This is a genomic window from Streptomyces sp. NPDC058279, from assembly GCF_042881255.1.
Lineage (GTDB): Bacteria > Actinomycetota > Actinomycetes > Streptomycetales > Streptomycetaceae > Streptomyces.
This window is the reverse complement of record NZ_JBHVYA010000007.1, coordinates 75,668-90,039: the sequence shown is the minus strand read 5'-3', so window position 1 is coordinate 90,039 and position 14,372 is coordinate 75,668. Positions and strand designations below refer to the sequence as shown.

The window sequence follows — 14,372 nt, the reverse complement described above, 5'->3', positions numbered from 1 at the left end:
CAAAGCCCCTTCTCATCTGATGGACAGTCACCCTTGGTTTCCCGAAGGTAACTTGTGGCAGTCGATCTACACTCCTTACTATCTGCCGACGTGTCTCCGCGCCCTTCGCCGCGGACGCTCCGCAGCCCCACTTCTACGGCCCTAGGGAATCGCCGACGTGCACGCACGCCATTTCGCTCCACTGCTCGCCCTGTGCCTTTCCCTGACGGCATGCGGAGGCGAGAAGGAGCCCAAGGCAAGCGATAGCCCGCCCCCCACGCAGCAGGAAATCGCCTACCACGAATGTCTGAAAAAGCACGGGGTCGGCATTGTTTACCGGGGCAACGGAATGCCCTACGAGGACAAGACAAAGCCCTGGAACGAAGAGGCGCACACCGCGTGCGCTTCACTGCATCCGGTGCCGCGCAGTCCCGACCCGGCCGACCCCGATCAGCTCGCCGCCGCGCGGAAGCAGACCGCCTGCATGCGGGCCGAGGGTGTCTCCTGGTATCCGGATCCCGACCCGGTCACGGCCGAGATCGACCAGGCCAAGGGCGGCACCCCCGAGCAGTGGTCCGCCCTCAAGCGGGACCACGCCGACGTCCTGCAGAAGTGCCGGCCGGCGAGATGAGCGAACCCGACCCCACCGTGGAGACGGTACCCGCCCCGGCGTCCGCCGAGGACGACCGCGGCGGGCTCGCCCGGGGGCGGCGTGTCGTCCTCGGGGTCGTCGGCGGCGCCGCGCTGATGGCGGTCGGCGGCCTCCTGGCGACGGCACTGGTCAAGTCGCCGGCGCAGGTGGCTGCGGAGACCGGCCCGCCGACACAGGGCGCGTTGACCGCGGAGGTCGAGCGACGGGTCCTCGCCGAGACCGTGGTGATGCGCGGGACCGTCGTGGCCGGCCAGAGCGTCACCGTCTCGCCCCAGGGGCTGCGGACGGGCGAGGGCTCCGGGGCCGCGGTGGTGACCAAGCTGCCGCTGAAGCCCGGGGATCCGGTCAAGGCCGGGCAACTGCTCGCCGAGGTGTCCGGACGGCCGGTGTTCGCGCTGCACGGCAGCCTGCCGATGTACCGGGACCTCAAGCCGGGTGCCACCGGTGACGATGTCTCGCAGCTCCAGCAAGCGCTGCGCGAGCTCGGGCACGGCACCGGCGAGGACGCGCGCGGGGTCTTCGGCCCCGGTACGAAGGCAGCCCTCGCCGCCCGTTACAAGGCGGCTGGATACGACCCGTTGCCGGCCGTCGCGGACGGCGGCTCGGCGCTGAAGGCCGCCCGGGAGGCGGTGCGGTCGGCGCAGTGGGCGGTGGAAGACGCCGGCGGGGCGGGCGCAGCCGGCGCAGGCACCGGGCAGCCCTCCCCCAGCGCGACGCCCGGCGCCGGCAAAGCCTCCGGCTCCGGCTCCGGCTCCGGCTCCGGCTCCGGGCGCGAGCTCGCTCGCGCCCGGGAGGCTCTCACGGAGGCACGGACCGCCCTGGCCGCCGCAGAAGCCGCGGATGGGCCGATGCTGCCCGCCGCCGAGACCGTGTTCCTCGGGAACTTCCCGGCTCGGGTCGGCTACGTCGGCGGCCAGATCGGCGCGGCCGCGTCCGGACCGGTGCTGACCCTGTCCGCGGGGGAACTCGTCGTGGAGGCCTACCTCAAGGAGGACAAGAAACAGCTGCTGCGCGCCGGAATGACCGTGCTGATCTCCTCCGAGCTCGCCGGCAGCGACGCTCGGGGCAGAGTCTCGGTGGTCGCCGCCGAGCGGTCGGGAGGCCAGGCCGCCGGGCGAACGCAGCAGGACCAGGCACAGGGCCAAGGCCAGGACGCCAAGGGCACGGGCGGCGGGAGCGGCAGCGGCGGCGGCGGCGATCTCGGCTACCGCATGGTCATCCGCCCCGACCAGCCGCTGCCGGCGTCGTTCGCCGGGCAGGACGTACGGCTGACCGTGGAGTCCGCCGCCACGGACGGCGAGGCACTCGTGGTGCCGGTCACCGCGGTCTCCGCCGGTGCGGACGGGCGCACGGTGGTCACCGCCCAGGACGCCGACGGCGCGCAACGCCGTGTCGAGGTCCGCATCGGCACCAGCGGAGACGGCTATGTGGCCGTCGCCCCCGTCCAGTCGGGCGCCCTCACGGCCGGGACCCGGGTGGTCGTCGGGGTCGCGCCCAAGGGGGCGCCCCGATGAAACTGCGTTTCCCGCGCGGCGCCATCACCCGCCCCGGAACCCCCGACCAGGACCTGGCCGTCGACGAGGCAGCGGAAGGGACGGCTCCACCCGTCATCGAGTTCCGCGGTGTCGGGCTCACCTATCCCGGGCCGCCTCCCGTCGAGGCGCTGCACCCCTTCGACCTGGCCGTGGGACGCGGGGAGTTCATCACCGTCGTCGGACCCTCCGGTTCCGGGAAGTCCACCTTCCTCAACGTCGCCGGGCTGCTGGACTCCCCCACGTACGGCCGCTACCTCCTCGACGGGATCGACACGGCCGCCCTGCCGGACCGCGAGCGCACGGCTTTGCGCGGGCGCCGCATCGGCTTCGTCTTCCAGTCCTTCCACCTCCTGTCGCACCGGTCCGCCCTGGAGAACGTCACCCTCGCCATGCTCTACACCGAAGTCCCGCGCGCGCAGCGCCTCGTACGCGCCCGTGCGGCCCTGGAGCAGGTCGGACTCGGGCACCGGGCACATGCCGTCCCCGGGCGGCTCTCCGGCGGGGAACGCCAGCGCGTCGCCATCGCCCGGGCGCTCGTCGGACGTCCGTCGCTGCTGCTGTGCGACGAACCGACCGGCAACCTCGACTCCGCCAACGCCGCCTCCGTCCTCGCGCTGCTCGACGAACTGCACGGCTCCGGCATGACCGTCCTGCTGATCACCCACGACCCCCAGGTCGCCGCCCGCGGCCGGCGGACCGTCACCATCCGGGACGGGCGGCTCTCCGAGTGAGCGCCGTCCGCCCCACCCGGCTGTCCCCGCGCGACACCGTCTCCGAGGCGGTCGCCGGGATGCTGCGCCGTCCCGGTCGGGCCGTGCTGACCGCCCTCGGCACCGTCCTCGGCGTCGGCAGCTTCGTCGCCGTGCTGGGCCTGACCGCAACCCTCTCCTCACAGATCGACGGCCGTTTCAACGTCCTCACGGCCACCGAGGTGACCGTCGAGGACGTCGCCGCACAGCACGAGGCGTTCGCCGGCCCGGCCTTCCCCGCCGATGCCGAACATCGGCTGCGCCAGGTCGCCGGCATCGCCCACGCCGGGGTGCTGTGGACCGTGCGGCTCGACCAGAAGACCCCGATCGGGGCGCTCCCGCCGGCCGCCGGCCCGGGCGCGCCGGGCACCGCGGGGGGAACCTCCGTGGTCGCCGCCTCCCCCGGTGCCATCGCCGCCCTGGCGCCGACGCTGGCGCAGGGCCGGCTCTACGACGAGTACGCCGAGCGCGACCACCTGAGGGTCGCGCTGATCGGTGGCGGCGTGGCCGAGCGCCTCGGCATCACTACCCTCGCCACCCGGCCCGTGGTCTACGTGGGCGAGGAGCCGTTCACCGTCGCCGGCATCATCGGCGATGTCGAACGCCGCCCGGAGCACCTGCTGTCGGTCCTGGTCCCGCGGTCCACCGCCGAGGAGCTGTGGGGACCGCCGGGCCCGTCCGACGCTCAAGTCCTGATCGCCACCGACCTCGGCGCCGCCCGCCAAGTCGCCGACCTCGCCCCGCTCGCACTGCGCCCCGACCACCCCGAGTACCTGAAGGCCGTACCGCCACCGGACCCGCGCACGCTGCGCTCGGGCGTCACCTCCGACCTGAGCGCCCTGTTCCTCCTGCTCGCCGGCATCTGCCTGGTCATCGGGGCGGTCGGCATCGCCAACACCACGCTCGTCGCCGTACTGGAGCGGACCGCGGAGATCGGGCTGCGTCGCGCGCTCGGCGCCCGGGGGCGGCACGTCTCGGCCCAGTTCCTCACCGAGTCCGCCGCGCTCGGCGGACTGGGCGGGCTGGTCGGGACCTCGCTCGGCGAACTGACCGTGGTCGCCGTCTCATTGGCGCGCGACTGGACCCCGGTGATCCACCCGGCCACCGTCGCCGCCGCCCCGCTCGCCGGGCTGGCCACCGGACTGCTGGCCGGGCTCTATCCCGCCTGGCGGGCAGCCCGCGTCGAACCGGCCGAAGCCCTGCGAAGATAGCGGGGGGTGCAGCGCCCGATTCGCCCCAGGAGGTGTGGTCCGTGATCACCGAGCCGTACGAACGCCACGGCCCCGGCGGCGACCCCACCGCCCTCCCCGCCGCCGGCGGGCTCGCCCTCCTCGCCCTGGGCGGCTGGCTGCTCACCACCACCCGCCCCTGGGCGAAGCCGGGACACCCCGTCACCCTCGGCCTCGACTGGACGGCTTCGGGGCTGCTGTTGCTGTGGGGGCTGGTCCTGCTGACCCGCTGCGTGCGGACGGTGCACGCGGCCCCGCACGACGCCCTCCCCGCCGAAGCCGCCCCGGTACCCGCCCCGCCCGGAGACCACCCGCCCCGCCCCGCCGACGCCGCGAACTAGCACCGGCAGGCGCCAAGAGCGAGGGCACACTCGTCCTCGACGCCCAAGGGCTCTCGCTGCACGTCGATGACGACGAGGGGATGCGGGCGCGCGTCGAGGTCGCTCAGCAGAGCGGCCGGCGCGTGGCGCTGTCCGCCCTGACGCCCTGACGCCCTGACGCCCTTGGAGGTGCGCCGAACCGGGGAGGCCGCCGAGCGACTCCGGGTCCTGCTGTCCCGGTTCGACGTGAAACCGTCAACGACGCGGTGACGGACGCCGCGGCGAAGCTGCTGGGCGCCTCCGGCGTTGACGGACACGAATGCCTCGTGGACGCACTCGTGGTGGCCACGGCGGCGCTCTGCACACCCCCGGTACTCCTCGTCACCTCCGACACGTCGCACATCCGGCGCTTTGCAAGGCCGCCGAGGAGCTTCCCGGCTCGCCGAAGGTGAAGATCGTCAACGTGTGAGGGGTCGACCGCCCCGCGCCGGGCCGCTCGGCTTCGTGCCGGGCGGCCCGGTTCCGGGGCCGGGGGAGGTCACGCCTTCGGCGCGACCTTCGAGAGGCCGTTGATGATGCGGTCCATCGCGTCGCCGCCCGTGGGGTCGGTGAGGTTGGCCAGCATCTTGAGGGTGAACCTCATCAACACGGGGTGGCTCAGGCCGCGCTGTGCGGCGATCTTCATCACCTTCGGGTTGCCGATCAGCTTCACGAAGGCGCGGCCCAGCGTGTAGTAGCCGCCGTACGTCTCCTTGAGCACCTTCGGGTAGCTGTGCAGCGCCAGTTCGCGCTGCGCCGGGGTGGCACGGGCGTGGGCCTGGACGATGACGTCCGCCGCGATCTGGCCGGACTCCATCGCATAGGCGATGCCCTCGCCGTTGAACGGGTTGACGAGCCCGCCCGCGTCACCGACCAGCAGCAGGCCCTTGGTGTAGTGCGGCTGCCGGTTGAAGGCCATGGGCAGGGCCGCGCCGCGGATCGGCTGCGTCATGTTCTCGGGGGTGTAGCCCCAGTCCTCCGGCATGGACGCGCACCACGCCTTGAGGACCTCGCGCCAGTCCAGTTCCTTGAACGCGGACGAGGAGTTGAGGATGCCGAGGCCGACGTTGGACGTACCGTCGCCCATGCCGAAGATCCAGCCGTAGCCGGGCAGCAGCCGGTCCTGCGGGCCGCGCCGGTCCCACAGCTCCAGCCAGGACTCCAGGTAGTCGTCGTCGTGCCGCGGCGAGGTGAAGTACGTACGCACCGCCACGCCCATCGGGCGGTCCTCGCGCCGGTGCAGGCCCATCGCCAGCGACAGCCGGGAGGAGTTGCCGTCGGCGGCGACGACCAGCGGCGCCTTGAAGGTGACCGGGGTCTTCTCCTCGCCCAGCTTCGCCTGCACACCGGTGATGTGGCCTGTGCGCGGGTCCCGCACGGGCTCGCCGACGTTGCAGCGCTCGTACAGCCGCGCGCCCGCCTTCTGCGCCTGGCGGGCCAGGGTCTCGTCGAAGTCGTCGCGCTTGCGGACGAGACCGTAGTCCGGGAAGGAGGCGAGTTCCGGCCAGTCCAGCTGGAGCCGCTGGCCGCCGCCGATGATCCGCAGGCCCTTGTTGCGCAGCCAGCCGGCCTCTTCGGAGATGTCGATGCCCATGGAGACCAGCTGCTTGGTGGCACGCGGGGTCAGCCCGTCGCCGCACACCTTCTCGCGCGGGAAGGCCGTCTTCTCCAGCAGCAGGACGTCCAGTCCCGCCTTGGCGAGGTAGTAGGCGGTGGTGGAGCCGGCGGGCCCGGCCCCGACGACGATCACATCCGCGGAGTGTTCGGAGAGGGACTCGGTCACTGCCTCGGTCACTGCGGGGTCTCCCGAAGGCTCGATAAGGGGTGCCCAACGGCACGGGACACGTGCAGTCTATGCAGCAGGAAAGATCGCGATCAGAAGGGCTACTGCGTTGACTGGCTCGACCACCTCGCCGACCCGGCCACTCCCCGTCGTACGGCTGCGCGTGCCCACCGACGAGGACGCGCGCGGCTGGCACGGCGTCTTCGACGACCCGGACGTCATGGAGTACCTGGGCGGCCCCGCCGAGCTGTCGCTGTACGAGGAGTTCACCGCGCGACAGCGCCTGCACGACGCCCGGCTCGGCTACTGCCTGTGGACCCTGCTGGACGAGGAGGGCACGGTGATCGGCTTCACCGGGGCGCAGCCGTGGCCCGAGACGAAGACGTGGGGGCCGGTCGGCGAGATAGAGATCGGCTGGCGGCTGGGCCGCGCCCACTGGGGCAAGGGGTACGCCTACGCCGCCGCGCTGGCCACCTTGGACCGGCTCCGGGAGGTGGGCCCGCCGCGGGTGGTCGCGGTGATCGACGAGGCCAACGCCCGGTCCGTCGCGGTGGCGGAACGCCTCGGCATGACCCTGGCCGGGACCTTCGACCTCCCGGGCGAAGGTCGCCGGCGGTGCCGTTACGAGCTGACGCTCCGGGCGGAGTGAGGGGGCCGGGGCGGGCCCCCGGCATCCTGCCGCGGCCCCGCGCCGCTCGATCGCGGGGCCCCGGAGCGTCTGACCTGCCGGACTGCCGGACTGCCAGGCTGACGGCTGGCGGACCGCCGGACGGAGTCTGGCGCAGCGGCCCGAAGCCCGCGAGGCGCCCCGGCGCCGCGCGGTGCGAGGGGCGCGTCAAAAGGGCGCGGGGCGCGTCAAAAGGGCGCGGGGCGCGTCAAAAGGGCGCGGGGCGCGTCAAAAGGGCGCGGGGCGCGTCAGAAGACGGACATGCCGGTCAGGGTCGTGAACCGGTCGAGCGCCGCGACGCCCGCCACCGAGTTGCCGTGCGCGTCCAGCCCCGGACTCCACACCGCCAGGGAACACCGGCCGGGCACGACCGCGACGATCCCGCCCCCCACGCCGCTCTTGCCGGGCAGGCCGACGCGGTAGGCGAACTCGCCCGCCGCGTCGTACGTCCCGCACGTCAGCATCACCGCGTTGATCTGCTTCGCGCCGCTGCGCGTCAACAGCCGCGATCCGTCCGCGCGCAGCCCGTGTCGGGCCAGGACCCGCCCGGCGCGGGCCAGGTCGGCGCAGCTCATCTCGATGGAGCACTGCCAGAAGTAGTGGTCCAGCAGGGTCGGTACGGGATTGTCGATGTTCCCGTAGGAGGCCATGAAGTGGGCCAGCGCCGCGTTGCGGTCACCGTGCTCGTGTTCGGAGGCCGCCACCTCGGCGTCGAACGCGACGTCCGGGTTGCCGCTCTCCTCGCGCAGGAACTTGAGCAGTTCGCTGCTCGCGTCGCCCGTCAGCGTCTGGAGCCGGTCGGTGACGACGAGCGCCCCCGCGTTGATGAACGGATTGCGCGGGATGCCGTTCTCGTACTCGAGCTGGACGAGCGAGTTGAACGGGTTGCCGGACGGCTCGCGCCCCACCCGCTCCCACAGGCTGTCGCCGCCCTCGGCCGCCAGCGCCAGGGCGAGCGTGAACACCTTGGTGATCGACTGCGTGGAGAAGGGCACCTGCCAGTCCCCGACCCCGAAGACCTTGCCGCCCATGGTGACCAGCGCCATGCCGAACTGCGCGGGGTCCACCGCGGCGAGGGCCGGGATGTACTCGGCCGGGGTGCCGCCGCCGACCAGCGGCGCGACGTCCCGCGCGATCTGGTCGAGCACCGCCTGGTAGTCGAAGGGCACGGTTTCGAAGGGCGCGGAGTCGAAGGGCGCGGTATCCACGGGTTCGTTCCTCCGTACGCCGCTACGCCTTGGTCCCGCGGTGCAGCGCGACGATGCCGCCGCTCAGGTTCCGCCAGGCGACCTTCGACCAGCCGGCCTTCTGCAGCAGCGCGGCAAGCTCCGGCTGGTCCGGCCACGCGCGGATCGACTCGGCGAGGTACACGTACGCGTCGGGGTTGGAGGACACCGCGCGGGCGACGGGCGGCAGGGCGCGCATCAGGTACTCGGTGTAGACGGTGCGCAGCGGCGCCCACGTCGGCTGGGAGAACTCGCAGATGACCACCTGGCCGCCCGGCTTCGTCACCCGGTACAGCTCGCGCAGCGCCGCGTCGGTGTCATGGACGTTGCGCAGCCCGAAGGAGATCGTCACGGTGTCGAAGACGTCGTCCTTGAACGGCAGCTTCGTCGCGTCACCGGCGGTCAGCGGCAGCCAGGGCTGACGCTTCTTGCCCTCGCGCAGCATCCCGAGGGAGAAGTCGCAGGGGACGACGTACGCGCCGGTCGCGGCGAACGGCAGCGAGGACGTCGCCGTACCGGCGGCCAGGTCGAGGACGGTGTGCCCGGGGCGCGCGCCGACCGCCTTGGCGACCTCCCTGCGCCACAGCCGGGCCTGGCCGAGGGAGAGCACGTCGTTGGTGAGGTCGTAGTTCGCCGCGACACCGTCGAACATGGAGGCGACTTCGTGCGGCTGCTTGTCCAGGGAAGCGCGGGTCACTGGCGTAGGCCCCTCGGTGCGGTGTGGCTCGGGTCGGTCGATACCGGGCCATTCTCGCAGGCGGCCCCGGCGTCGCTTCGCCCGGCTCAGCGCCGGCGGTGCAGCAGCCGGCCGCCGATGACGGTGGCCACGCAACCGGTCGCCCCCTGCTCCAGCAGGTCCCGCGCGTCCGCCGCCGCGAACACCGCGAAACGGGCCGGGGCACCCGCCTCCAGCAGTCCGTGGAACGCGTCCTCGGCGGCGGTGAGTCCGGCCAGCGGGTCGAGGGACGGCGGAGCCCCGTACGGCAGCGGCCCGAGGACCGTCAGCCCCGACCGCACCACCGCCGTGCGCACCGCCGGCACCGTCAGCCGCCCGGCCACCGCCACCACCCCGCGCGCCAACAGCTTCTGCGTGGCCCGCCGGGCGCTGTTGCCCCGGCGGGACTCGGTCAGCTTCAGGTCGGCGAGCGCCTCGGCGCCGCTGATCGGGTCGGTCCCGAGCTCGGTGGTCTCGTACGGGTCGTCCGGGTAGTACGTCCGCTCCAGCAGTTCGTCCGCCCCGCGCACCAGCAGCCCCGGGGTCAGCACCCCGGGCCAGCGGCGGACCCGGGCGTGCGCGAAGGCCGCGCCGAGTTCCTCGTACGGTCCCACCCGGGCGATCCCGTCGCCGTCGACGAGGACCGCCCCGCCGGGCAGCGGCGCGCGGCCGGGCCCGGGGAGGAGGAGGTCGGCGGTGTGCAGCGTCAGCACGGGCGTCAGTTGGAGGAGATGAGCTTCAGCTCGGGGTGCGCCGTACCGCCCTCGATGGCGGTGGAGGAGATGTGCGAGACCACGCGGTCGTCGACCGGGTCGTTCGCCGGGTCGTCGTGCACGACCAGGTGCTCGTACGTCGTCGCGCGCTGCGCCGGGACCCGGCCCGCCTTGCGGATCAGGTCGATGATCTCCTGGCGGTTCGAGCGGTGCTTGGCACCGGCCGAGGAGACCACGTTCTCCTCCAGCATGATCGAGCCCAGGTCGTCGGCGCCGTAGTGCAGGGACAGCTGGCCCGCCTCCTTGCCGACGGTCAGCCAGGAGCCCTGGATGTGGGCGATGTTGTCGAGGAACAGGCGCGCGATGGCGATCATCCGCAGGTACTCGAACACCGTCGCCTGCGTCCGGCCCTTGAGGTGGTTGTTCTCGGGCTGGTAGGTGTACGGGATGAAGGCGCGGAAGCCGCCCGTGCGGTCCTGCGTGTCACGGATCATCGCGATGTGCTCGATGCGCTCGGCGTTGGTCTCGCCCGTGCCCATCAGCATGGTGGAGGTGGACTCCACGCCCAGCTTGTGGGCGATCTCCATGATCTCCAGCCAGCGCTCGCCGGACTCCTTGAGCGGGGCGATCGCCTTGCGCGGCCGCTCCGGCAGCAGTTCGGCGCCGGCGCCCGCGAAGGAGTCGAGACCCGCGGCGTGGATGCGGCGGATGGCCTCTTCGGCGCTCACCCCGGAGATCCGGGCCATGTGGTCGACCTCGGACGCGCCGAGGGAGTGGATGACGAGCTGCGGGAACGCCTTCTTGATGGCGGAGAAGTGGTGCTCGTAGTACTCGACGCCGTAGTCCGGGTGGTGGCCGCCCTGGAACATGATCTGCGTGCCGCCCAGCTCCACGGTCTCCGCGCAGCGGCGCAGGATGTCGTCGAGGTCCCGGGACCAGCCCTTGGCGGTGTCCTTGGGAGCGGCGTAGAAGGCGCAGAACTTGCAGGCCGTCACGCACACGTTGGTGTAGTTGATGTTGCGCTCGATGATGTACGTCGCGATGTGCTCGGTACCCGCGTAGCGCCGCCGGCGCGCCGCGTCGGCGGCCTGGCCGAGCGCGTGCAGCGGGGCGTGCCGGTAGAGGTCGAGCGCCTCTTCCTTGGTGATCCGGCCCCCTGCGGCGGCACGGTCGAGGACAGACTGGAGAGCGGCCTGGTCGGTCACCGGTGCTTCACCTTTCGGCGGTGTGTCAAGGTCCGGGCCGATCCAGCCTACGGCAGGGCCACCCGCCGGCGGTTTGAGGGGGCGGTGGTCCGGGGCTCGGGGGCGGTTCATCCGGGGCTCGGGGGTCGGCGTCCGCGGGCGGGCGTCAGCCGGCCGGCGTCAACGGGCGGGAGGTTTCAGGGGCTACGGGTGAGGTCGCCCTCCGGGTTGCCGGCCGCCCGGTCGCCGGACCGGTAGTGGAGGGTGCCGTTCGGGTTGAGCGTGAACCGCTCGTCGGCCGAGCCGTCGGAGCAGATCCCGGGCGCGGGGTTGGGGCCGCCCGCCGTGTCGAGGACCAGGGAGCGGTCGGTGGCGGAGGCCAGCTTCCAGTCGCCGCCGCAGTCGGTGTCGAAGAGCGGGATGACCGACTTGTCGCGGGCCACCACCTCGCCCGTCTTGCCGCCCTTGATGGTGATCTCGAACCGGCCGGGGGCGCCGAGGTTGGTGGTGGTCGTCCCCTTCCAAGTGCCGAGCAACTCCTTCGGCACGGTGTCACGGGTGCCCTGCGGGCCGGTGGACGGGCTCGGGGAGGGGGTGGTGGTGGAGGCGCTCGCCGGGGCCGACGGCTTGCTCCCGGTGGGCAGCGGGTGGTGCCCGTCCCCGCCGCCCGTGCCGGGCAACAGTCCCAGCCCGTACAGCCCGCCGGACAGCGCCACCAGTGCGGCGGCCACCGAGACGACCACCGTGCAACTGACCCGGCGACGCCGGCCGGGGCCGCGGTCGCCGTCAACCCCGCCGCCGGGTTCCGCGCCGGCCCGCGCGCTCCCGCCGCCGCCGCCCGTCCGGGTGCCGGCGTGATGGACGGAAGCAGGGCAGCCGGGTGGCCCGTAGGGCCCGTACCCCTCCGCGCCCGCGACCACCTCGGAGTCGAGGTTCAGCAGCGCCACCGCCGCGCGGCTCGCCTCCTCCACCAACGGCGCGGGCAACCACCCCGGCGTGCGCAGGGCGCCGTCCAGCGCCGCCGCGATCGCCGCCGGCGCCGGGCGGTCGGCGGGCGCCTTGGCCAGGCACGCCTCGATGAGGTCGCGCAACTCCCCGGGCGCGACCCCGTCCAGTTCCGGCGGCTCGTGCACCACCTTGTAGAGCAGCGCCGCCGAGTGGTCCCCGGTGAAGGGCGGCCGCCCGCTCGCCGCGAAGGCCAGGACCGCGCCCAGCGAGAACACGTCCGCGGCGCCGGTGACCTCCTTGCCGATGATCTGCTCCGGCGCCATGTAGCCCGGCGAACCCACGGACACCCCGGTGGAGGTGAGGGAAGCGGTGCCGGCGGTGGCCCGGGCGATCCCGAAGTCGATCAGCCGGGGCCCGGGCCCCTCCAGCGTCAACATCACGTTCGACGGTTTCACGTCACGGTGTACGAGGCCCAGCGCGTGCACCGCCACCAGGGCCCGGGCCAGACCCTCGCCGATGGCCCGTACCGAGCCCTCGGGCAGCGCGCCCTGCGCGGCGACCGCCCGGTCCAGGGAGGGGCCGGCCACGTAACCGGTCGCCACCCACGGCACTTCCGCCTCCGGGTCGGCGTCCAGCACGGGCGCCGTCCACTCCCCGCCGACCCGGCGCGCGGCCGTGACCTCCCGGCGGAAGCGGGCGCGGAACTCCGGGTCGGCGGCGAACTGCGGGTGCACGACCTTCACGGCGACGGTCCGGCCTCCGGCGCTCCGCCCGAGGTACACCCGTCCCATGCCGCCCGCGCCCAGCCGGCCGAGCAGCCGGTACGCGCCGATGGTCCGCGGATCGCCGGCTTCGAGCGGCTGCATCGCGTCCCTCCCCCGTCCCCGTTCACCTTGGTGGGTCAAGCCCATGAGCACCCTAGGGCGGCGCGGACGGGAGCGGCCACGATTACCCGTATCCGGCTCGTCACGACGGCGGGACGGGCACCGCGCCCTCCCTCCTCTCCCTTCCCCCGGCCGTCCATTCCATGACGGAAAGCGAAAGGGGAACGAATTCCCGGGAAACGACCCATTGCGCGTTCCGCGATACGGAAAGGGGCTCGCGTGTCGCTACCGTGTTCCCCTTCCCGTCCGTCGGGTATAAGCCGCGCTAATGGCCGGCGGGGGACGCGGCCAGCAGTTCGACGGTCACGTCCGCCGCGTAGCCCGAGGCGGAACCGGTACGGCGGGCGAATTCACGCACGCCCGCCAGCTGCTCCGGACCGAAGCGGAAGTCGAGGGTGGTGAAGTACCGCTCCAGCAGCTCGGCGTCGAAGCTCTCCCAGCGCGCCGCCTGCTCGGCGACCTTGGTGACCTCCTCCAGGGAGACGTCCCGGGAGGAGAGGAACGCCTCGTGGACCTCGCGCACGACGAGGGGCTCGCGGGCGAGGTAGTCCTTGCGGGCGGCCCAGACGGCGAAGACGAACGGCAGTCCGGTCCAGTCCTTCCACATCTGCCCCAGGTCGTGCACGGCGAGGCCGAGCCGGGGCGCGTCGTGCAGCGAAGCGCGCAGCGCGGCGTCCCCGATCAGGACCGCCGCCTCGGCCTCCTGCATCATCAGCCCCAGGTCAGGGGGGCAGGTGAAGTAGTCGGGGCGTACTCCGTACTGCTCGGCGAGCAGGAGCTGGGCGAGCCGGACGGACGTACGGGAGGTCGATCCGAGGGCCACCCGGGCGCCGTCGAGTTCCTCCAGGGGGACCTGCGAGACGATCACGCAGGACATCACGGGGCCGTCACAGCCCACGGCGAGGTCGGGGAAGGCGACGAGCTGGTCGGCGTTGCGCAGGAACTCCACGAGGGTGATCGGCGCGATGTCCAGATCTCCCCGGACGAGGCGTTCGCTCAGCTTCTCGGGGGTGTCCTTCGTCAGCTCCAGGTCGAGCAGCGTGCCGGTTCTGGCCAGCCCCCAGTAGAGCGGAAGGCAGTTCAGGAACTGGATGTGGCCGACTCGGGGCCGGCTGCGATAGACGTCCACATCGCGAGACTAGCCCCCGGGGTCTCGTCAGCCTTAGGGCGGGTCTCAAACGTCCGAGTGACGTGATCTTTCCCTCTGGTCTCGGCCGCAGGGTGCGTGCTAGGCTCGACGCAAGTTGCAGTTTGGTTTCCCTTGCAGTACGAAGCCTGCGGAGAATGTGACCCGCAGGCTTTTGTAGTTTTCAGACTTCTTAGCAGGTTCTGGAGCAGGGCGACCCTTTGGCCCATAGGAGGGCTCATGGCTACCGGAACCGTGAAGTGGTTCAACGCTGAAAAGGGCTTCGGCTTCATCGCCCAGGACGGCGGCGGCCCGGATGTCTTCGTCCACTACTCCGCGATCAACGCCTCTGGCTTCCGCTCCCTCGAGGAGAACCAGCAGGTCACCTTCGACGTCACGCAGGGTCCGAAGGGCCCGCAGGCGGAGAACGTCATCCCGGCCTAGTCGCCTGGCCGACCGGATCGCGGTTGGATTAGCAGTACCCAAGGAGCCCTGCCTCCTCCGTGCGAGCGGAGGTGGCGGGGCTCCTGCCTTTTGTGCGCGCTCGCGCGGGTCCGGGTACGCGAGCGCCCCCGGCACCGTGCGTACGGTGTCGGGGGCGCTCGGTGTTCCGGCCTACGGCG

At 72.6% G+C, this 14,372-nt stretch carries 14 protein-coding genes; 7 read left to right on the top strand and 7 right to left on the bottom strand.

Annotated elements, in window-relative coordinates; genetic code table 11:
- The first annotated feature begins 157 nt into the window (after nt 1-157).
- The 5 genes from ACFVXJ_RS15760 to ACFVXJ_RS15740 are packed head-to-tail and all read left to right on the top strand — an operon-like array spanning nt 158 to nt 4,485.
- Entirely contained in the window at nt 158-610 is a 453-nt protein-coding gene (locus tag ACFVXJ_RS15760) for a hypothetical protein (RefSeq protein ID WP_389662265.1), read from the top strand.
- A complete protein-coding gene (locus tag ACFVXJ_RS15755; protein ID WP_389662264.1) occupies nt 607-2,145 on the top strand; it encodes a peptidoglycan-binding protein in 1,539 nt (512 codons plus the stop codon). Before ACFVXJ_RS15760 ends, ACFVXJ_RS15755 begins: the two co-directional genes overlap by 4 nt.
- Nucleotides 2,142-2,897 carry an ABC transporter ATP-binding protein gene (locus ACFVXJ_RS15750; RefSeq protein ID WP_389662263.1) on the top strand — a complete coding sequence of 252 codons (756 nt, stop codon included), beginning with the start codon at nt 2,142-2,144 and terminating at the stop codon, nt 2,895-2,897. Before ACFVXJ_RS15755 ends, ACFVXJ_RS15750 begins: the two co-directional genes overlap by 4 nt.
- Nucleotides 2,894-4,126 carry an ABC transporter permease gene (locus ACFVXJ_RS15745; RefSeq protein WP_389662262.1) on the top strand — a complete coding sequence of 411 codons (1,233 nt, stop codon included), beginning with the start codon at nt 2,894-2,896 and terminating at the stop codon, nt 4,124-4,126. Before ACFVXJ_RS15750 ends, ACFVXJ_RS15745 begins: the two co-directional genes overlap by 4 nt.
- 41 nt (nt 4,127-4,167) lie before the next feature.
- A complete protein-coding gene (locus ACFVXJ_RS15740) occupies nt 4,168-4,485 on the top strand; it encodes a hypothetical protein (protein ID WP_389662261.1) in 318 nt (105 codons plus the stop codon).
- 517 nt (nt 4,486-5,002) lie between these two features.
- Here ACFVXJ_RS15740 and ACFVXJ_RS15735 read toward each other — a convergent pair.
- Nucleotides 5,003-6,286 (bottom strand): geranylgeranyl reductase family protein, encoded by a 1,284-nt coding sequence (locus ACFVXJ_RS15735; protein ID WP_361312612.1) that lies wholly within the window; start codon nt 6,284-6,286, stop codon nt 5,003-5,005.
- Nucleotides 6,287-6,395: 109 nt separating this feature from the next.
- On the opposite strand from ACFVXJ_RS15735, the gene ACFVXJ_RS15730 reads away from it, so the two are divergent.
- Nucleotides 6,396-6,935: a GNAT family N-acetyltransferase gene (locus ACFVXJ_RS15730; RefSeq protein ID WP_389662260.1), complete on the top strand. Its 540-nt coding sequence runs from the start codon at nt 6,396-6,398 to the stop codon at nt 6,933-6,935.
- A gap of 266 nt (nt 6,936-7,201) precedes the next feature.
- On the opposite strand, the gene ACFVXJ_RS15725 is transcribed toward ACFVXJ_RS15730, so the two are convergent.
- From ACFVXJ_RS15725 to ACFVXJ_RS15700, 6 genes are all read right to left on the bottom strand, one after another.
- Complete coding sequence (locus ACFVXJ_RS15725) at nt 7,202-8,122, bottom strand: glutaminase (RefSeq protein WP_389662457.1); 921 nt, start codon at nt 8,120-8,122, stop codon at nt 7,202-7,204.
- Nucleotides 8,123-8,183: 61 nt separating this feature from the next.
- The gene (locus ACFVXJ_RS15720; RefSeq protein WP_389662259.1) at nt 8,184-8,876 is read right to left on the bottom strand and encodes a demethylmenaquinone methyltransferase; all 693 of its coding nucleotides are present in this window, start codon (nt 8,874-8,876) and stop codon (nt 8,184-8,186) included.
- 86 nt (nt 8,877-8,962) lie between these two features.
- Nucleotides 8,963-9,607, bottom strand: a complete 645-nt coding sequence (locus ACFVXJ_RS15715) for a hypothetical protein (RefSeq protein ID WP_389662258.1) — start codon at nt 9,605-9,607, stop codon at nt 8,963-8,965.
- A gap of 5 nt (nt 9,608-9,612) precedes the next feature.
- Entirely contained in the window at nt 9,613-10,812 is a 1,200-nt protein-coding gene (mqnC, locus tag ACFVXJ_RS15710) for a cyclic dehypoxanthinyl futalosine synthase (protein ID WP_389662257.1), read from the bottom strand.
- 176 nt (nt 10,813-10,988) lie between these two features.
- Nucleotides 10,989-12,605 (bottom strand): serine/threonine-protein kinase, encoded by a 1,617-nt coding sequence (locus ACFVXJ_RS15705; protein WP_389662256.1) that lies wholly within the window; start codon nt 12,603-12,605, stop codon nt 10,989-10,991.
- 283 nt (nt 12,606-12,888) lie between these two features.
- Nucleotides 12,889-13,752 carry a menaquinone biosynthetic enzyme MqnA/MqnD family protein gene (locus ACFVXJ_RS15700; protein ID WP_389662255.1) on the bottom strand — a complete coding sequence of 288 codons (864 nt, stop codon included), beginning with the start codon at nt 13,750-13,752 and terminating at the stop codon, nt 12,889-12,891.
- A 237-nt stretch (nt 13,753-13,989) separates the two neighbouring features.
- Between ACFVXJ_RS15700 and ACFVXJ_RS15695 the strand changes: the two genes are divergently transcribed.
- Complete coding sequence (locus ACFVXJ_RS15695) at nt 13,990-14,193, top strand: cold-shock protein (RefSeq protein ID WP_015610594.1); 204 nt, start codon at nt 13,990-13,992, stop codon at nt 14,191-14,193.
- Nucleotides 14,194-14,372: the final 179 nt, after the last annotated feature.